At 46.9% G+C, this 18,144-nt stretch carries 18 protein-coding genes; 5 read left to right on the top strand and 13 right to left on the bottom strand.

What is annotated here, in order from left to right; all coding sequences use genetic code 11:
* The first annotated feature begins 115 nt into the window (after positions 1–115).
* Positions 116–2,446: a Tex family protein gene (locus AB6E54_RS12025; protein WP_102332604.1), complete on the top strand. Its 2,331-nt coding sequence runs from the start codon at positions 116–118 to the stop codon at positions 2,444–2,446.
* Positions 2,447–2,572: 126 nt separating this feature from the next.
* Here AB6E54_RS12025 and AB6E54_RS12020 read toward each other — a convergent pair whose 3' ends face one another.
* Positions 2,573–3,046, bottom strand: coding sequence for a hypothetical protein (locus AB6E54_RS12020; protein WP_017063078.1), 474 nt, complete (start codon positions 3,044–3,046; stop codon positions 2,573–2,575).
* Positions 3,047–3,401: 355 nt separating this feature from the next.
* The gene (gene bioH / locus AB6E54_RS12015) at positions 3,402–4,178 is read right to left on the bottom strand and encodes a pimeloyl-ACP methyl ester esterase BioH (RefSeq protein WP_017063077.1); all 777 of its coding nucleotides are present in this window, start codon (positions 4,176–4,178) and stop codon (positions 3,402–3,404) included.
* A gap of 93 nt (positions 4,179–4,271) precedes the next feature.
* Between bioH and AB6E54_RS12010 the strand changes: the two genes are divergently transcribed.
* The 4 genes from AB6E54_RS12010 to cysQ all read left to right on the top strand — a co-directional run bounded on the left by AB6E54_RS12010 (position 4,272) and on the right by cysQ (position 7,393).
* Entirely contained in the window at positions 4,272–4,985 is a 714-nt protein-coding gene (locus AB6E54_RS12010) for a ComF family protein (protein ID WP_170962812.1), read from the top strand.
* Positions 4,986–5,094: 109 nt separating this feature from the next.
* The gene (nfuA, locus tag AB6E54_RS12005) at positions 5,095–5,679 is read left to right on the top strand and encodes a Fe-S biogenesis protein NfuA (protein ID WP_102332663.1); all 585 of its coding nucleotides are present in this window, start codon (positions 5,095–5,097) and stop codon (positions 5,677–5,679) included.
* A 298-nt stretch (positions 5,680–5,977) separates the two neighbouring features.
* Complete coding sequence (nudE, locus tag AB6E54_RS12000) at positions 5,978–6,529, top strand: ADP compounds hydrolase NudE (protein WP_019826462.1); 552 nt, start codon at positions 5,978–5,980, stop codon at positions 6,527–6,529.
* Positions 6,530–6,565: 36 nt separating this feature from the next.
* The gene (cysQ, locus tag AB6E54_RS11995) at positions 6,566–7,393 is read left to right on the top strand and encodes a 3'(2'),5'-bisphosphate nucleotidase CysQ (protein WP_017062477.1); all 828 of its coding nucleotides are present in this window, start codon (positions 6,566–6,568) and stop codon (positions 7,391–7,393) included.
* A 119-nt stretch (positions 7,394–7,512) separates the two neighbouring features.
* Here the strand turns inward: cysQ and AB6E54_RS11990 are convergent, their stop codons facing one another.
* The 11 genes from AB6E54_RS11990 to gspD form a co-directional block, all read right to left on the bottom strand.
* Entirely contained in the window at positions 7,513–8,292 is a 780-nt protein-coding gene (locus AB6E54_RS11990) for a type II secretion system protein N (protein ID WP_372058093.1), read from the bottom strand.
* 1 nt (position 8,293) lies between these two features.
* Positions 8,294–8,782: a type II secretion system protein M gene (locus AB6E54_RS11985; protein WP_102332602.1), complete on the bottom strand. Its 489-nt coding sequence runs from the start codon at positions 8,780–8,782 to the stop codon at positions 8,294–8,296.
* A 20-nt stretch (positions 8,783–8,802) separates the two neighbouring features.
* Positions 8,803–10,032 carry a type II secretion system protein GspL gene (gspL, locus tag AB6E54_RS11980; protein ID WP_102332601.1) on the bottom strand — a complete coding sequence of 410 codons (1,230 nt, stop codon included), beginning with the start codon at positions 10,030–10,032 and terminating at the stop codon, positions 8,803–8,805.
* Positions 10,001–11,050, bottom strand: a complete 1,050-nt coding sequence (gspK, locus tag AB6E54_RS11975) for a type II secretion system minor pseudopilin GspK (RefSeq protein WP_017062481.1) — start codon at positions 11,048–11,050, stop codon at positions 10,001–10,003. The genes gspL and gspK overlap by 32 nt, the downstream gene beginning before the upstream one ends.
* Positions 11,034–11,801 (bottom strand): type II secretion system minor pseudopilin GspJ, encoded by a 768-nt coding sequence (gspJ, locus tag AB6E54_RS11970; RefSeq protein ID WP_017063073.1) that lies wholly within the window; start codon positions 11,799–11,801, stop codon positions 11,034–11,036. Before gspJ ends, gspK begins: the two co-directional genes overlap by 17 nt.
* Positions 11,788–12,183, bottom strand: a complete 396-nt coding sequence (gene gspI / locus AB6E54_RS11965; RefSeq protein WP_048612449.1) for a type II secretion system minor pseudopilin GspI — start codon at positions 12,181–12,183, stop codon at positions 11,788–11,790. Before gspI ends, gspJ begins: the two co-directional genes overlap by 14 nt.
* On the bottom strand, positions 12,170–12,763 hold the full coding sequence (gene gspH, locus AB6E54_RS11960; RefSeq protein ID WP_017062484.1) for a type II secretion system minor pseudopilin GspH: 594 nt from the start codon (positions 12,761–12,763) through the stop codon (positions 12,170–12,172). Before gspH ends, gspI begins: the two co-directional genes overlap by 14 nt.
* A gap of 78 nt (positions 12,764–12,841) precedes the next feature.
* A complete protein-coding gene (gene gspG / locus AB6E54_RS11955) occupies positions 12,842–13,285 on the bottom strand; it encodes a type II secretion system major pseudopilin GspG (RefSeq protein ID WP_004741459.1) in 444 nt (147 codons plus the stop codon).
* An 88-nt stretch (positions 13,286–13,373) separates the two neighbouring features.
* Positions 13,374–14,594, bottom strand: a complete 1,221-nt coding sequence (gene gspF, locus AB6E54_RS11950) for a type II secretion system inner membrane protein GspF (RefSeq protein WP_017070113.1) — start codon at positions 14,592–14,594, stop codon at positions 13,374–13,376.
* 1 nt (position 14,595) lies between these two features.
* Complete coding sequence (gspE, locus tag AB6E54_RS11945) at positions 14,596–16,098, bottom strand: type II secretion system ATPase GspE (RefSeq protein ID WP_372105870.1); 1,503 nt, start codon at positions 16,096–16,098, stop codon at positions 14,596–14,598.
* Positions 16,098–18,122, bottom strand: a complete 2,025-nt coding sequence (gspD, locus tag AB6E54_RS11940) for a type II secretion system secretin GspD (RefSeq protein ID WP_065585033.1) — start codon at positions 18,120–18,122, stop codon at positions 16,098–16,100. The genes gspE and gspD overlap by 1 nt, the downstream gene beginning before the upstream one ends.
* Positions 18,123–18,144 lie beyond the last annotated feature (22 nt).

Below are 18,144 nucleotides of genomic sequence, written 5' to 3'. Positions count from 1 at the left end.
CGGGTATCAGAAACGGAAATTCGACTTCTGACAGGATAATTACACAGCCAAAGCTAGAAAAAGCGTACGCTCACCCCCATGTATTTGTCATGATATTAAATAAGAGATTCATCGGATGAGCCAAGCTATCTGTCGACTGATCGCTGAAGAACTGAATGTCCGTTCTGAGCAAGTCACTGCCGCAGTCAACCTAATTGACGACGGTAATACCGTTCCCTTTATTGCCCGCTACCGTAAAGAAGTTACGGGTGGCTTAGACGATACCCAGCTACGTAACCTTGATAGTCGCCTTTCATACCTTCGTGAGCTTGATGATCGTCGCCAAACGATTCTTAAGTCGATTCAAGACCAAGGTAAACTCACGCCAGAACTCGAGCGTGATATCACTCAAGCCGACAGCAAGACTCGTCTAGAAGATTTATACCTACCTTACAAACCAAAGCGTCGCACTAAAGGCCAGATCGCGATTGAAGCGGGCTTAGAACCACTTGCCGACACACTGTGGAATGAACCGCAGCACGATCCAGAAACGGAAGCGGCGAACTTCATCAGCAACGATAAAGGCATTGCCGATACCAAAGCTGCTCTCGATGGTGCTCGTGCGATCATCATGGAACGCATTGCGGAAGACGCAAACCTACTAGAAAAGATTCGCCAACACCTAACACGCAACTCAGAGCTAGTCGCTCGTGTAGTGACAGGTAAAGAGCAAGAAGGCGAGAAGTTCAAAGACTACTTCGAGCACAACGAAACACTCAGCAAAGTGCCGTCTCACCGTGCACTTGCCATGCTGCGTGGCCGCAATGAAGGCTTCCTAACACTGGCGATGAATGCCGATCCTGAGCAAGAAGAAGGCGCTCGTGGTTCTTACTGTGAGAACATTATCTCTGATCACTACGGCATTACTCTGAGCAGTGCTCCTGCGGATGCTTGGCGTAAGCAAGTGATTAGCTGGGCATGGCGCATCAAGGTTTCTATGCACATGGAAACTGAATTGATGGGCGCAATGAAAGAGCGTGCAGAGATCGAAGCGATTGAAGTATTCGCAACCAACCTAAAAGACCTACTCATGGCAGCGCCAGCTGGTCCTCGAGCAACCTTAGGCTTGGACCCAGGTTTACGTACCGGTTCGAAAATCGCTGTCGTGGATTCAACCGGTAAGGTTTTGGCAACAGAAACTATTTACCCTCACCCACCTCAAAAGCAATACGACAAATCGGCACACGTGGTTGAGCAGATGGTTCGTCAATTCAATGTTGATTTGATTGCGATTGGTAACGGTACGGCTTCACGCGAAACCGACAGCTTTGTGGCTGACGTAATTAAACGCGGCAACCTAAAAGCGCAAAAGATCATTGTTAGCGAAGCGGGCGCATCGGTGTATTCCGCGTCTGAACTAGCTGCAAAAGAGTTCCCGAACATGGATGTATCAATTCGTGGTGCGGTGTCTATTGCTCGTCGTCTGCAAGATCCACTGGCAGAGCTAGTGAAGATTGACCCTAAATCGATCGGTGTGGGCCAATACCAACACGATGTGAGCCAAACTATGCTCGCTAAGCGCCTAGATGCGATTGTCGAAGACTGTGTAAACGCGGTTGGTGTTGATGTGAATACCGCTTCGGCTGCGCTACTGACTCGTGTTGCTGGTCTGTCTAGCACCATTGCTCAGAACATCGTGGATTTCCGTGACGAGAATGGTCGTTTTGAAGCGCGCACTACGTTGAAGAAAGTGGCTCGTTTAGGTCCAAAAGCCTTTGAACAGTGTGCCGGCTTCCTACGCATTATGGATGGCAAAAACCCACTGGATGCATCATCGGTTCACCCAGAAGCTTACCCAGTAGTGAAAAGCATCGCTGAGAAAAACCACAAAGACATCAAATCTCTGGTGGGTAACACAGACTTCTTACGTGGCTTACACGCCATCGATTACACCAATGAGAACTTCGGTGTACCAACGGTCAGCGACATCATCAAAGAGCTCGATAAACCGGGCCGTGACCCTCGCCCTGAATTTAAGACTGCAACCTTCGCCGATGGCGTAAACAGTGTTTCAGATCTAGAACCGGGCATGATTTTAGAAGGTGTGGTATCGAACGTGGCTAACTTTGGTGCCTTCGTTGATATTGGTGTTCACCAAGATGGCTTAGTGCATATTTCAGCGCTCACCGATCGCTTTGTCTCTGACCCACGTGAAGTGGTTAAAGCGGGCGACATCGTGAAAGTGAAGGTGATGGAAGTGGATGTTCAGCGTAAACGTATTGCACTGAGCATGCGTATGAAGGACGAGCCTGGACAAGACAACCGTGCTCAACGTTCAAGTGCACCTCGTACACAAAACCGCTCGAATCAAAACTCGCAAGGTGGCCAACGCCGTCGTGAAGAGCCGCAACAAAACGCTGCAATGGGTGGAGCATTCGCTGCCGCTTTTGCTAAAGCGAAAAAGTAATCCATTAGCTCATCTAAAAAGCTGATGTGCTTAAAACAGAAAACCTGCATCCCTTAGGGTATGCAGGTTTTTTTATTATGTGTTCAAAAAAGACATCGAAGCTTGGTTGACTCGTAAACTTTTGATTTATAAGACCACCAACATCTCTGATGGAGCATGAGGCGCAACAGCATGACCATAATGATACTTTATGACCTTACGTCGTTTCTCCATCTGTCCTTCCTGAATCGCCGCATCTAAAACATGCTTTGGCAGGCGGAAACGCATGGTATAACCTTTGCCTTGATCAGCACTGTATGTTTTCAGTGCCAATAAGCTGAACAGCCGATCAAAAGGGTCTTGTGGCTCTTCTTGGCTAACCGAATTGGCCTCTGACTCGTTCTCCATTTCATAACCTGGATGGTCTGAAGGATCCCAAGCCGACTGCTGCCTTCGTTTATCGTCTGATTTTACCTTACGCTCTGCATTGGTTCTCGCCAATGCTACTGCGGGAGCAACAGGCTCTCGGACTCTATTATCACGCGCAACTTGCTCTGTTTGCACATTAACGGACGGGGCGATTAGTGGCACACTCACTGCAGTTGCAGGTGACACAATCATCGCGAACTCTCCTCAAGAATCGCCCATCGTTTTTGCTATAACGCTGTTGTACTGTGAGTCAGCACAACAGGCATAGCCCAACTTAGCGCAATCAGCTCAGGAGAGAGTTAGGTCTGAGTATCAAGCAACACGTTGGTGTTATACCAATCGTAGTAAATAACTGATCATCCTAGCTTGTTAAAATGCTCGATAACGGCGTTAAATTTTTTGATTGTAGAATAACTACTTATCGAAACTACTTGTCAAAAAAAAGCTGCCTTGTTCTCAAGCCTTTTACCTACGCTATTTTTGAACACTTACTTACTGTGATTGGTATTAGCTTATATATCGACCAAGCCGGATATATATTTAGCAATTATTTTTGTGCGAAGCTGACAAGCTCACTGCAAAAGGCATCCGCTTCGGTCATAAACGGTGCATGCGAAGACTGGGTAAATATGTATTGCTCGGTATGAGGCAAGGCTGTGCCTAAGTCTTTCGCAACCTTGATTGGCACCAATCCATCTAATCGACCATACAAGCGTAGCATTGGTACTGAAATCTCAGGCAGTTGTTCACGCAGATCGACATCCGACAGCATCTTTAATCCTGCCAATAATGAGTCAGGGTTCGGCAACGGGCGAGACAGCACCGCTTGCTTGAGTTGTTTTACATCTTGCCTTGCTGAAGGGCTGCCCATGGCTTGCAATGCCATAAAGCGTTCGATGGTGGTTTGGAAATCTTCAACCAGTTGCTCGGTGAATGCGCTTAATACGTTGGGCTGAATGCCTCGCCATAACACGGGCTCTTTTGCAGCGGCGAATTTGGGAGAACTGGCGACAGTCACCAGCTTGCTCACGTAATCTGAGTGATGGAGAGCCATGTGCGTTGCGACCAAGCCTCCAAGTGACCAACCCACCCAAATCGCTTGCTTTGGTGCTTCGGCCAAAAGCTGCTGAGCAATCTCTTCAAGATCTTGAGCGTGGCAGTGCGCGCTGTGTCCATACCCTGGTAAATCGACAACATGCACTCGAAAATCAGCTTGTAATGCATTAACGGTTTGTTGCCATACCGCACCGTTCATTCCCCAGCCGTGAACCAGTACTAAATCAGGCCCTTGCCCAGAAACATGCCAATATAACGCGTCACTCATTCTCAATATTCCCTACTTTTTCCATCAGCGATAATCCGCGCTTTTCAGTATGGTGAGCAAAAGGAACACCATAACCCAAAAGCATCACGAGCTATGTTATCCGATTGGCTACAAAAACACACACCACGTCTGGTCACACCTCAATGCCACCTGTGCAAACTTGATAAACTGCCCAGTGATACACATCCTCGATGGTGCAATTCTTGTCTCAAACTCTTTCAGCCAGTACCACGCTGCCAACGATGTGGTTTAAAAACACTGCTCACAGTAGAGCAGTGCGGACAGTGCTTATCTCAACCTCCACCTTGGCATCGCCTCTACTGTGTCGGCGATTACACCTTCCCTACAGCAGGTTACATTCAGCAAATGAAGTACGCTGATAAGTTTTGGTTTGCACGTGATCTATCTAAGCTATTGGCATCACGTATCGAATATCCTGCTCCGCTGATCACCAGCGTGCCGCTGCATTGGCGTCGATATACTCATCGCGGCTTTAATCAAAGTAAGCTGCTAGCCGACTACACGGCTCAAGAGCTTGGCGTTGAAAGTGATGTGCTCTTTCGTCGAATTCGCTCAACGGCTTCCCAGCAGGGGCTGACTAAATCCGCACGATTACACAATCTAAAGAGCGCTTTTGCGCTGCGAAAACAAGACGTTCAAGGAACTATCCCCTCTCACGTCGCGATAATTGATGATGTTGTAACCACCGGCAGTACTGTGTATCAATTATGCCAATTACTACTTGAAGTGGACGTTAAAAGGATTGATATTTACTGCATCTGCCGCACTCCTGAGCCCTCTGGATAAAAGCTGTGAATCACTACTTGTACAGCAATCCAACAAAAAAGGGCTGAATTACAAATCTGACAGGAGTAGAATGGCGCTAATAACCTACAAATCTACTCAGGTATTCGTCGTGTCAAATATTACTATTACAGAAACAGCTCAAACTCACTTTGCCAATCTGCTGTCACAGCAGCCTGAAGGTACAAACATTCGTGTGTTCGTGGTAAACCCGGGTACACAAAACGCAGAGTGTGGTGTTTCTTACTGCCCAACAGATGCTATCGAAGCGTCTGACACAGAGCTTAAATTCGAAGCTTTCTGTGCATACGTAGATGAGCTAAGCCTACCGTTCCTAGATGAAGCTGAAATTGACTTCGTTACTGACAAAATGGGCTCTCAGCTAACGCTTAAAGCACCAAACGCTAAGATGCGTAAAGTCGCAGACGATGCACCACTTGTAGAACGTGTTGAATACGCAATTCAAACACAAGTTAACCCACAACTTGCTGGTCACGGCGGTCACGTTAGCTTGGTAGAAATCACTGAAGACGGCGCAGCTATTGTAGCATTCGGTGGTGGTTGTAACGGTTGTTCTATGGTTGATGTAACGCTAAAAGAAGGCATCGAGAAAGAACTTCTTCAACAGTTTGAAGGTGAACTGACTGCTGTTCGTGATGCAACTGAGCACGATCGTGGTGAGCACTCTTACTACTAATCACTGATTTAGTGTTAGTTGTTATTTGAAAGGTTGATGCGCAAGCATCAACCTTTTTTGTTTTAGGGCTAAACAGATACGCTCGAACACGATCTCACTATGCTCTTGTATTCCCGAACGAAATAACCCGAATTCTCGGTTGGTTACCATCTTGAGTAAGGTATTCAAGTGATCGCAATCGGTTCCTGCTCTAATAATTCTAGGATATGAAAACTCGGATCTAGGAACTCAACGTCATTTCCCCTATATTAGAATGACTTTATAAGAAAGAATTCCAATGAGCTAAGGAGCGAGCGCAATGACAAAAAGGACCAAGCCAGAGATTTTGGCTCAGCAAACTGTCGCTCAATCAAAACTATTCTCTATCGAGTCTCTCGATTTACGCTTTTCAAACGGCGAACAGCGCACTTACGAACGCATGAAGCCTAGTGGCCGCAACGCAGTAATGATGGTTCCGATTACTGAACAAGGCGACATTCTATTGGTGCGTGAATACGCAGCGGGCACAGAACGCTATGAACTGGGCTTTCCGAAAGGGCTTATCGATCCAGGTGAGCAGCCAAACGAAGCCGCCGTTCGCGAACTCAAAGAAGAGATAGGCTTCGGTGCCAACAAGCTTACTCCGCTGAAGGAAGTGATCCTTGCACCCTCTTACTTCTCTAGCAAAATGACGCTGTTTATTGCAGAAGACCTCTACCCAGAAAAGCTAGAAGGTGATGAGCCAGAGCCTCTCGATATTGTGCGCTGGCCACTTGCTCAAGCCGAAGAACTGTTAACACATCTCGATTTCTGTGAGGCTCGGAGTATTACAGCCCTGCTTTTAAGCCTTCGTGTATTAAACAATAACTAGAACATTCAGGCTCGCTCTAAGAGTAAGAGAACATTTATGCCAATAACAAAAGATTTGTCTCACCTCCTACCCTCTGTCATTGAGATTGCTCGCTCTGCTGGTCAACTCATCTTAGAGATCTACGAGAAAAAGGATTACGAAGAGTTCATTAAGAGTGATGACACTCCAGTAACCAGTGCCGATCTTGCAGCACATAAGCTGATATTAAAAAAACTCAGTGAATTGACGCCTGATATTCCCGTATTATCCGAAGAAGACGCCGACATCAGCCTAGAGCAACGCTCTCAATGGGATCGCTACTGGTTAGTTGACCCACTGGACGGCACCCAGGAGTTCATCGCACGAAGTGGTGATTTCGCGACAATTATCGCCCTAATCGAGCATAACAAGCCAGTGATGGGCGTGGTATACGCACCCGTTTCAGGTGTGAGCTATTACGCTTACAGTGGCAAAGGCGCTTGGAAGATCCCAGACCTTAATGACAGCGTGAAAATCAAAACGCATCGTCACGAGCTGCCAAACCAGTCAATCGCCATGGCGATCAGCCGTCGCCAGGACATCAATCGCATCACTAGCCGTATGAGCTCAGCATGGAATTATGATTTGGTTCCTCTAGGCTCAGCAGCGCTTAAGGCCTGTTTAGTCGCAGAAGGCGCTGTGGATTGTTATCTGCGCCTTGGACCAACCGGAGAGTGGGATACCGCCGCAACGCAGTGCATTGTTGAAGAAGCTGGCGGACGTATCTTAAGTACTCAACTAGAACCGCTTTCGTACAATGAAAGAGAAACGCTAGAAAACCCGAACTTCATTGTACTCGGTGATGCAGATTTACCGTGGGTAGAAATTTTGCAAGGCAAAGACTAGGCGAGTTTGCTCCCTTTAACTGTCAGATATCCTCTAGATTCTCAGAACAAACAAAACGGGCACCTCAGTGAGGTGCCCGTTTTTTATATCTCGTAATTTAGTGACCCTTAGCCGTTTAGCTAAAAACGACCTTGATAAGTAAACTGGTACTTACCTTGGCTATCAGGATTACCCAACCATTTAAGCTGATTTTGCATCGTTGGCGGGAATTCAACACCCGGTTTAAACCACGCTGCAGATGTGTAGCGCTGGTTAGATGTTAGACTCGCTGAGAACTCACTGTCTACTTGAGTGCTCTTCTGAACGCCTTTGGCTGCAATTGTACTGTCTTCACAGGTTATGTCCGCAATCACAGGACCAAGGTCTAATGAACCAACAGGTGAATCGACTGCAGCACCAGACCAAGCCACAGTACCTTCACCAGACTGACACCAAGGTTGAGCATGAACCGCATGCTTGATCATCAGCTCAACCTTTCCACCAATTGAAACCGGGACTGGAATGGCTGGAGCATATTTCATCACGTTAGCAGCGGGCATTGATGCGACTAAGTTTTCCGCATACGCACCACTCATGCTGTACCCAACACGCCCTTTTCCTGACAAGTTCATGTCGCTATTACGACCAAAACGAACCGCTAATTCAGCTTTGGCTTGGAAGAGTTTAGAGAACTGAAAGTCCCACTGTACTGAACCGTAATTAACACGCTGCCAGGCGATATTATTGGCGCTGCCCTGCCAAACCGTTCCTTCAACACCTTCAATATTCAAGCCACGCACAGCCGGTGCATGTTTGAGTACAAAAGAGGCCGGTAGATGCAGCAACAGACTAACCGAGAAAAAGACAATAAAGATGCCGCCAAAAAGTAAACCTAACTTCAAAGATAAACCGCGTTTCACATTAACCTCGTTTAAACTGTAGTCGGTTGACCTCAATAACCCCTGGGTTATCGGAGCGATCAATGTCCATAAACTCAACCTCCACACCCTGTTTTTCTTTCAGGTATGTTAGCCAGTCAACGAACTTATTAAAAGGCACAGGTTTTACCCACACTTGCAACATTTCGCCACGTGGTTGCACGCGTATTAGCTCGATATTAAAGCGACGCATAGAAGCTGGCACAGATTGATTCAGAGGTTGACTGGCACTAATGCCGCCACTGCCTCGTAGTTCAACCACTTCATTGGCTTTATTGGTTACCCAAGCCAGTAGTTGCTTCTCGCTTTGAATACGGGTCTGCGCAAGTTCAGCTCGCTGACTGAGTGGCTGGATTAGCCCCCAATAAACGACACCGACCACCAATAGAATTGAGCAACCAATCACTAGTCGTTGCTCTCTTTGACTTATTGAAGTCCACCACGCTTGGAGTGGCTCAATCATATTTCTCATCACTGATCTCCTTACGCAGGTTATTGATGGGGTTTAAGAGTAAAGCTGCCAAATACGGCATCACCATTACGATTCAATGGCCCTTGCTCAACGGTAAACTTCTCTTCAAGTTTCACTCGCGCAGTCTCGAAATATTGGAAGTCAGTACTTTTCGCTTCCAATCTCACCTCTGAGCGGTTGCCGTCGTAGCGAATACTATTCACTTCGATGGCTTTCACTTGTCCTAAAGTTTCTGGCAGTAACGCTAGCCATCCAAGTAAGGAATCACCATCACCCGAGCCACCATACTTCTTAGCTTCATCGTTCATCTGGCGCTTAAGGTAGCTGACCGTCGGAATACGCTGTTTACCAGGCAGCACCGCTCTAAAGATACGTTCACTCTCCGTTCGGTACGCTTCGGCTTGTGCTTCGTACTGCTGAACCTTTAAGGCTTGCTGAGTGACGATCACCGCCACCAGCAAACAAGCTGCGATCGCTACTTTTTGCCATACACGCCAGTACTTACTGAATGAAGATTTGGTTTTAAAGGTGCCAGTCAGTAAGTTTACGCCACTTGTAATGGCTTGTTGGCTCAGTAAAGACATCACCAGTTCAGCAGGTTTAGCTTGCCACTCAATGCCACTTTGCAGTTGAACGTCATCACTTGGCAGTGCGGTGTAGCTAAAAATCGTTGGTGATTGCTCTTCGTCATCTAAGGCAACCCAATCGCTTTGTAAGAACATCGCTAGCCACGCCTCATTGATCGACACTGCTTGATAGTTGCTTTGACGCAATAACCAATGTTGGTCGATCTGCAGCGCACTGATGCCTTGATCTTCTAAAGGCAACGCTAAGGTATCAGGCAATACTTTACGAAAGATAATGTTCGCTTCGCGGAAAGTATCCAGCGCCTGCTTAAGCCAATCACGTTCCACACCACACACTGTCGCGTGCGTTGCGTCTTTCTCTAAAATAGTCAGGTGTAAGTCTTCGATATCTTGTGCGACTTCGTCTTCTAATAAAAACGGCAGCATAGAATCGAACTGGCGAGCAGCACCTTTCGGGATCTCAACACGCTTAATTAAGCATTCACTTCCCGGCAATAAAGCGATACAGCTGCGCTTTTCAGCGTAAGGCGTTAACTCGTCAAGCTGATCCCAGCTAGACAGTTCACCGCTTGCTATCACTTCTTGTTGGCTTGTCGACCAAACTAACCACTGCACAGGGCTTTGTGGTTCGCTACTCAGTCGAACGGTCAGAAACTCGCTCACTGATTCCTCCAAAACGACGGCGTACTACCGTCACTGTTTCTCGATTACTACTATAGAAAAGCGTCCGTATACGTACACGTGACTGCTCAACTAATACCTCTGCATCTAGCTCAAAATAGGCGCTATCTACAGTTAAATATGCTTTCGCTTTTTTGCTGACTTCGGCACTCACACCCACAATAGCAGGCTCAGCCATAAACGCATCCACCGTATCCCAACCATCGAATGGGCGTTTGTCTATCAGCTGTTTGGCATCCGATTCACTTAAGCCGGGGGCAAACATCGCTTCCAATAACGGCGCCTGCTTTTCCGTAAGAGTATTCACATTCAAACGGAAATCGTCGCTCGGCAGAGCACAAACAAAGGGGCGAACCTTATTCATCACCTCACCAGTGACTTGATAAACCGAGCGTAGCTCGGACTCATCGGCCATTAAGCCATTCGCTGCCAAATAAGATGGCTTCATCGCCTCATAAGTACTGTCTTCTACACCAGCTGAAGAGGTGGTTCGGGTATCACTATCAACAAATTCCCAGCTTGAATGTGCAATAACCTCGGCCTGATAAGGCTCAACATCTTGGTTTTCCAACAAGGTTTGCCAAACCGTAATTAAATAAGGTGTTTGGTTACTTGAAGTCGTCGCCACACCAGCCAACGCATTGAGATTAAAACATGCCTGAGCATCAACAATACGGCCTTTAACTTGACCATAATCCAACGGGTATACCTGTTCTTCTAACGCCCATGGTTGACTCAAGTTGACGGTATCACTGTCTTTGTAGCTTTGCCTAATGCCGTCTTGCACCAGCGCTTCGACACCAATGCTGTACCAGTAAGCCTGTTGGTAATTCAGTTGATTGCCCACGCGCTTAAATTGAGTAAACAGGCGTTCCGACATACTGCCTGCGATGGTTGCCATTATCGCCAGTAGCATCAGGATAATGATCAGCGCAACACCTCGCTGCTTGCGCCCCATGGCAGACCTTGTCAGTGCAAACTTATTAGTTCGATGAGTCATTATTCCCCTCATTACTACTTGAAGAGTCACTGTTTGAAGAATCATCGGCCTGATCTAGCGTGCCACCAGGGGTGAGATAAATACGCTCTATCTCACCATAATCTTTCAAGGTTAGCTTTAACCTTACCGCTTTCGGTAGCGATTTGTCGGCTTGCCACTCTTTCCCCCAGCGGCTTCCGTCATAAAACTCGAATTCCAAGCTTTCAACATCATCAAGCAAAGGCGTAATCACACCTTCTTGTCCTGCAGGAGTATCGGGGTAGCGCCACCACACACGCTCAAGCGTTTCTTCTTTAATGCGGTAACCCACTTTGGTGACTTCTCCGCGAGGAAACTGCTGCTGTGGGTTATGCCAGCCAAGGCGAGTAAACATGATGCCAACGCTGTCGGAATCCAGTAAATACTCTTTAATTAAGATCAGCTTAGATGATGCTTCTTCACCGTTGGTACGAAATTGTCGCACCGCCATCTGGCGAAAATCATTATCTAAAATGACTAAGCTACGTTGCAGTTGATTTAAACGAGCACTGCGCTCGATTGAAAGCTCGTTGCTGCGCTGAACCTGATTTACTACCTGATAAGCCGCCATGCTTAACGTGGCAAAGATAGCGATCGAGACCAAAACCTCAATTAAGGTAAAGCCTCTCCCTTTCGAAGATAGTCCTTGTTTACGAGGCACACGCTTATTGGCGGACATGCTCTTACTTAGCGACTTGCTCTGAGCTAACGACACGCTTTTACTTGACCACATAGCTGCGCACCGTGACCACTGGAGAAGCTTGTTTACTGGTTGCCACACTCACATCAAACGCCTTTAATAAATCATCGCTAGTATCGATTGGCGTGACCTTCCAAAACCACTCTCTCTCGGCCAACTCTTGTGTGCCCTGCGCTTTTTTTAGCTTCTCAGGATGCAGCATCACCAAAGCCATTTGATTATCAACGACCATCGCCGCGAAGGTTTTTTCTTCGAGATAACTGAGGGTATTGATGTGCTGAGTAACAGCACGAATCACACTGATCGCCGCAGTCGCAAAGATAGCGAGTGCAACCAATACCTCAAGCAGCGTCATTCCTCGAGAACCAAGGGTCATACCACGAGAACGATAAGGAGAACGGTTATTCCTCTTCATCTTCTTCTCCCGGTTCTAGCAGTCGAATCACACCATTGTCCAATACTCGAATACGCCAACCATCTTGTATGGTGTCTCCGGTATTTGGATAAAACGACAATACAAATGGCGTCATTTCAGCACTCGACAAGATGTAGATCTGTGGTGGTTTCGGCTTCTTTTCCTCTTCAAGATCAGCAAACATATCTTCATCAAACAAGCTTCCTGGGTTGAACAACCGATCATCGTCTTCCCATGCGCCACCACCTAAGGTCAGTGACAATGCGAGTTCTTCCGGTAGTTCAGTTAAAGAGGGGATTTTTTCAAAATCGACTTCTTGCCAGCCTTCGGACTTAAGCGCCATCAGTACATAGGTCGATTTCTTTTCATCAACACGAACGCCAAAATCCAAACCACTCAAAATAGCCTCTTCATTGAGTAATTGAACTCGCTGATAAAAGCTTTGAGCGTATTTTTTAGCAACATCTTTGCTATTGGTAGGAATGGTCGCGATCACCGCGACCGCCGTTACTGACAGTAATACCAACACCAAAAGAATCTCAATTAAGGTGAAACCTGGCTGTGTTTGCTTAGTTTTCACCTTTAGACTCCATCTGTTTACGTCCTACCATCAATAACGTATCAAGCAACAATAACGAATCAAACAATAAGCTGATGCTTATTGGAAATCCTGCATGTTCCAGTTGCCGATATCCGCAGCAATACCTTCACCACCTTCTTGGCCATCAGCACCAAGAGTGAAAATATCAATAGTGCCGTTATCACCAGGGCTTAGGTATTGGTACTCGTTACCCCATGGGTCGTTTGGCAGACGCTTGATGTAGCCACCGTCGCGGTAGTTACGAGGCTCTGGGCTGCTTGGCTTAGAAACCAATGCATCAAGACCTTGATCCGTTGTTGGGTAAACGCTGTTATCCAGTTTGTACATATCTAGCGCGTTCTCTAACGCCACGATATCAGTGATGGCTTTTTGTTGGTCTGCCTTCTCTTTATTACCCAATAGGTTAGGTACAACAAAGCTCGCCAATACGCCAAGGATAACCACAACAACCATCACCTCGAGTAGAGTAAAGCCTGATTGTTTCTTCATTTTATTTTTCATTATTTTCTCCAAATTACAGACAGCGAGTTGAAGGTAATAATGTCCTTCTTCTCGTTAATCCAAAAACTAACGTCTTATAAGCGGTAGGTTAGCCGCTCATCAAATTATTCATTTCAAGCATCGGCATCAGAGTCGCCATCACAATGAACAGTACTAAGCCTGCCATCAAAGCGATAAGTGCTGGCGTAAAGATACCTAATGCGATATTCACGGTAGATTCAAAGCTTTGGTCTTGGTTGTCCGCCGCTCTTGTCAGCATCTGTTCCAACTGACCACTCTGCTCACCACTGGCGATCATATGCAGCATCATTGGAGGGAAGAGTTTGGTTTGATCGAGCGCTTTACGCAGGCTTGCCCCTTCTCTAACACTGTCTGACGCCTGCAGTACTTGTTGCTTCACATGGTGATTCGACATTACATCAACCGCAACCTTCATCCCCTCAAGGATAGGAATCGCACTCGAGGTACAGATAGAGAGTGTTCGAGCAAAACGAGAGGTATTAATTCCTTTCGCGATCTTGCCGATCAGTGGAATGCTTAATAGCTTGCGATCCCAACTCATGCGAACACCCGGCTTTTTCAGAGCGGTCTTAATCAACACAATCACACCGATGATCAACAACAGTAATTGGATGCCCCAATTCTGGATAAATTCACTCGATGCCAATAAAAATTGTGTCGATTGAGGAAGTTCTTGGCCCATTTGGATAATCGGTTCAACGATCTTAGGTACCACGGTTGCCAGCAGGAACGAAACAATCGTCACCGCAAACACCACCAGCACCACAGGGTAGATCATCGCTTGCAGCAACTTAGAGCGCATCTTCTGACGGTTTTCTGCGTAATCAGCCAGTCGCTCCAATACCGCATCTAAGTGACCCGATTTCTCACCAGCCGCGACCATGGCTCTAAACAGTTCATCAAAGATATGTGGGTAATCAGCCAAGCTATCGGCTAGCGAATAACCTTCCGTTACCTTCGAACGAACCGCCAGTAACATGGTTCGAATACGTGGCTTTTCAGATTGCTCCGCCACGGCTTTCAAGCACTCTTCTAGCGGCATGCCTGATTGCACCAAGGTGGAAATTTGGCGAGTAATCAAAGCAAGGTCTGGCGTGCTGATACCACGCTTAAAGCTGGTCGAAGGCTGTGCACCTTTCGTCGTTTTAGCTTTAGCTTCGGTCATCTCAACCGGCATCAAGCCTTGTTCTTTGATTCTTTGGCGAGCCTGACGAGCGTTATCCGCTTCAATCGAGCCTTTTTTACTTTTGCCTTTGGCATCCAGTGCTTTGTATTCAAATGCCGCCATACTAGACTTCCTTGGTCACTCGCATCACTTCTTCTAGGGAAGTTACCCCTTTCAGAACTTTGCTCAAGCCATCATCTCGAATACTTGGTGTTGTGCCACGAATTGCTTTTTCAATCGCCTGTTCACCTGCTTCGCTATGAATCAGCTCTTGGACTGAATCATCAATCATCAACAGTTCATGAATACCGGTACGGCCTCGATAACCTTTATGGCCGCACGCTTCACAACCTTTCGCATGGTAAAGCGTCAGGCTCTCTTTCTTCTTCAATCCAAACAGTTTTTTCTGTTCTTTGTCGGCTTCATAAGGCTCTTTGCAGTCGTTACACAAAGTACGAACCAAACGCTGAGCCAAAACACCCAGCAGCGAAGAAGAGATTAAGAAAGGTTCAATGCCCATATCACGTAGACGCGTGATCGCACCAATTGCTGTATTGGTGTGAAGGGTCGACATAACTAAGTGACCCGTCAAAGAGGCTTGAACAGCGATCTCAGCGGTCTCTAAGTCACGTATCTCACCAATCATAACCACATCGGGATCTTGACGAAGAATGGCACGTAAACCGCGCGCAAAGGTCATATCAACCTTAGGGTTCACTTGTGTTTGGCCAATACCATCAATATCAAATTCGATTGGGTCTTCAACGGTAAGGATATTTCGCTCATTGCTGTTGAGCTCTTGCAGGCCAGCATACAGGGTTGTTGATTTACCCGAACCCGTAGGGCCGGTCACCAAGATAATGCCATGTGGGCGCTGAATCAGCTTACGGAAGTTTTCATGGTTTTCTGCTGTCATACCTAAACTGTGCAAGTCTAGACGAGTGGCGTTTTTGTCCAACAGACGCATTACCACACGCTCACCGTGTGATGAAGGCATGGTTGATACACGAACGTCGACCGCTCGACCACCAATACGCAGAGAAATACGACCGTCTTGTGGCACGCGTTTTTCTGCAATATCCAACTTCGCCATAACCTTTACACGTGACACGAGCAGCGGCGCCAGTTTACGGCTTGGCGCTAGAACATCACGCAGCACACCATCAACTCGGAAACGGATACAAAGTGACTTTTCAAAGGTTTCGATATGAATATCCGAAGCACCTTCTTTGATCGCCTCACCCAGCATCGCATTGATTAACTTGATGATTGGTGCATCATCCTCTGATTCAAGTAAGTCTTCGTCTTGAGGCAGTTCTTCCGCTAGTGAGAAGAAGTCATCACTATCAGCACCAATGTCTTCCATGAGCTGACGAGCTTCTGACGAGTCACGCTGATAAGCATCGGTCAGTTTTTTATCAAACTCATCGAGAGTAATCGCTTGTGGCGTGAAACCATTTTTCACAACACGACTCACTTCAATGATCGCCGCCGATTTCAGTGGCTCAACATAATAAAGTATCGGTGCGCGCTCTGGATGTTGATACTCCAACACCATCTTATAGCGATTCGCAAAGCTAAACGGCAAGCGCTGATAAGTACGTGCCGCCCCTACCAATTCAGCCATTATTCTGTTTCCATCTGATCAATGAAGGCTTGAAGTTCAGCCGGGTAATTCATGCTTTCGCCAAATTTAGGCAATACCGGGATGTTATCGTCTGCCATTAATTTCAGTCCTTGCTCAGCCTTGTACAACTGCTCAGCACGGATGAAGTTGTATTTACGCTGCGTGATACCATCGGCTGTCATACCATCACGAATAATGGTTGGTTTGATGAAGACCATTAGGTTCTTTTTCTCAACCTGAGTACTGGTTGATTTGAACAGGTGTCCTAGAACAGGGATATCGCCCAAGAACGGCACCTTAGATTCACTTTCCAGCGCTCGCTCGTCAATCAAGCCACCCAGCACCAGCATTTGACCGTCTTGAACAATCACTGACGTATTTAGCTGACGCTTAGCAAAACGAACATCTACTGCCCCGTTTGCGCCTAATACGTTCGATACTTCTTGTTCTATTTGCAGCTGAACTGAGTCACCTTCATTGATTTGTGGCACGACTTTTAGCTTGATACCCACTTCTTTACGTTCAACCGTTTGGAATGGGTTATCGTTACTTGAGCCTGCGGTCGAGCCAGTTAAAACAGGCACCTCTTCGCCCACAATGAACGACGCTTCGCCGTTATCCATCACGGTGATACTTGGAGAAGATAGGATATTTGAATTTGAATCGGTCGCTACTGCACTGATCAAGGCAGTCCAGTCACCCATCACTACGCTCATTGCCGCGCCATTAACGCCAGAAAGAGCAGAAGCTAACGTTGAGTAGTCACCGGATTCTGTGGTCGTTTCATTACGCAAAAAGGCGCCATTATCATCATAGACTGCGGTGGTCGTTTCAGTGTCTTTCGCTTCTTCTAAACCAACCATTACGCCACCGATTGACGCACCTGTGTTGCCATACTGAATCACAGCACCAGTATCAAGGTTACCCCATTGCACACCAAGGTTAATGCCATCACCCTCTGCCATCTCGACAATTAGGGCTTCAATCAATACTTGAGCACGACGAATATCCAACTGTGCGATCACATCTTGAAGCGCATTCATGATGTCCGGTTGTGCGGTAATCACCAACGAGTTGGTATCACTGTGAGCGGAGATCATCACTTGGTTACGTTGCGATGAGCTGCCTTTGGTTGAAGATTGCTTTTCTGATTGCAGGTTGTCCGACACGCCTTTCAGCACATCGACTAAATCTTCTGCTTTGGCGTATTTAAGGTAAATTACTTGGTTGTTGCCCTTGGTTGCCATTTCCACATCAAGCTGTTCAATCAACCTTCTTAAACGGCTACGTACCTTAGGGTCACCTGAGATAAGAATCGCATTGGTACGTTCATCGGCAACTAATTTAGGTTGTAGGAAGGCTGGTGTGTTTTGGGCATCTGTGGTTTTGCTTAGTGCATCAACGATACGTACCATTTCTGCCGCAGAAGCATTCTTTAGCTCAACGACTTCAATCTCTTTATCACCCGCTTGGTCAACACGCTTGATGATTTCAGCTAAACGGTTTACTACCGCCGCTCGGCCTGTAATAAGGATGATGTTGGCTGGGTCGTAGTGCACAACGTTACCCGCGCCTGCATTGTCGTTTAGTTGACGAAGCAGAGGAGAAAGTTCACGAACCGATACATTACGAACCGTCACTACACGCGTCACTACGCTATCACCAGTGATTGAATCACGGTCACCAACAACGGGGATCGCCGAAGTTTTAGAGTCTTTGGCTTTGATGATCTTAAGAACACCTGAGTCCATTTCGACAACCGCGTAGCCATACACTTCCAATACGTTTAGGAAGAAGCTGTAATATTGCTCTTCATTGAGTACGTCGTAGCTGCGTACATCGATTTTTCCGCGCACCGAAGGGTCAACGATGATCGTCTTCTCTAGGTTACGACCAACAATATTAATAAACTCTTGAATATCAGTGCCTTTAAAGCTGGCACTAAAATCACTCGCGATGGCTGCGGGTGTGCAGATTAAGCTTCCTGCCAATAACCATGCACTTTTCTTAAACCAATGCTTCACGTACTTCTCCTACACTTTCGTC

This window comes from Vibrio sp. 10N.247.311.49 (assembly GCF_041467655.1).
In the GTDB taxonomy this organism is placed as follows: Bacteria; Pseudomonadota; Gammaproteobacteria; order Enterobacterales; family Vibrionaceae; genus Vibrio; species Vibrio crassostreae_C.
This window is presented reverse-complemented; position numbering and strand designations above follow the sequence as displayed.

Excerpts from the sequence above, each read along its gene's own strand:
- AB6E54_RS12025 (WP_102332604.1), top strand. The coding sequence starts at position 116 with ATGAGCCAAGCTATCTGTCGACTGATCGCTGAAGAACTGAATGTCCGT.
- AB6E54_RS12020 (WP_017063078.1), bottom strand. The coding sequence starts at position 3,046 with ATGATTGTGTCACCTGCAACTGCAGTGAGTGTGCCACTAATCGCCCCG.
- bioH (WP_017063077.1), bottom strand. The coding sequence starts at position 4,178 with ATGAGTGACGCGTTATATTGGCATGTTTCTGGGCAAGGGCCTGATTTA.
- AB6E54_RS12010 (WP_170962812.1), top strand. The coding sequence starts at position 4,272 with ATGTTATCCGATTGGCTACAAAAACACACACCACGTCTGGTCACACCT.
- nudE (WP_019826462.1), top strand. The coding sequence starts at position 5,978 with ATGACAAAAAGGACCAAGCCAGAGATTTTGGCTCAGCAAACTGTCGCT.
- cysQ (WP_017062477.1), top strand. The coding sequence starts at position 6,566 with ATGCCAATAACAAAAGATTTGTCTCACCTCCTACCCTCTGTCATTGAG.
- AB6E54_RS11985 (WP_102332602.1), bottom strand. The coding sequence starts at position 8,782 with ATGAGAAATATGATTGAGCCACTCCAAGCGTGGTGGACTTCAATAAGT.
- gspK (WP_017062481.1), bottom strand. The coding sequence starts at position 11,050 with ATGACTCATCGAACTAATAAGTTTGCACTGACAAGGTCTGCCATGGGG.
- gspJ (WP_017063073.1), bottom strand. The coding sequence starts at position 11,801 with ATGTGGTCAAGTAAAAGCGTGTCGTTAGCTCAGAGCAAGTCGCTAAGT.
- gspI (WP_048612449.1), bottom strand. The coding sequence starts at position 12,183 with ATGAAGAGGAATAACCGTTCTCCTTATCGTTCTCGTGGTATGACCCTT.
- gspG (WP_004741459.1), bottom strand. The coding sequence starts at position 13,285 with ATGAAAAATAAAATGAAGAAACAATCAGGCTTTACTCTACTCGAGGTG.
- gspF (WP_017070113.1), bottom strand. The coding sequence starts at position 14,594 with ATGGCGGCATTTGAATACAAAGCACTGGATGCCAAAGGCAAAAGTAAA.
- gspE (WP_372105870.1), bottom strand. The coding sequence starts at position 16,098 with ATGGCTGAATTGGTAGGGGCGGCACGTACTTATCAGCGCTTGCCGTTT.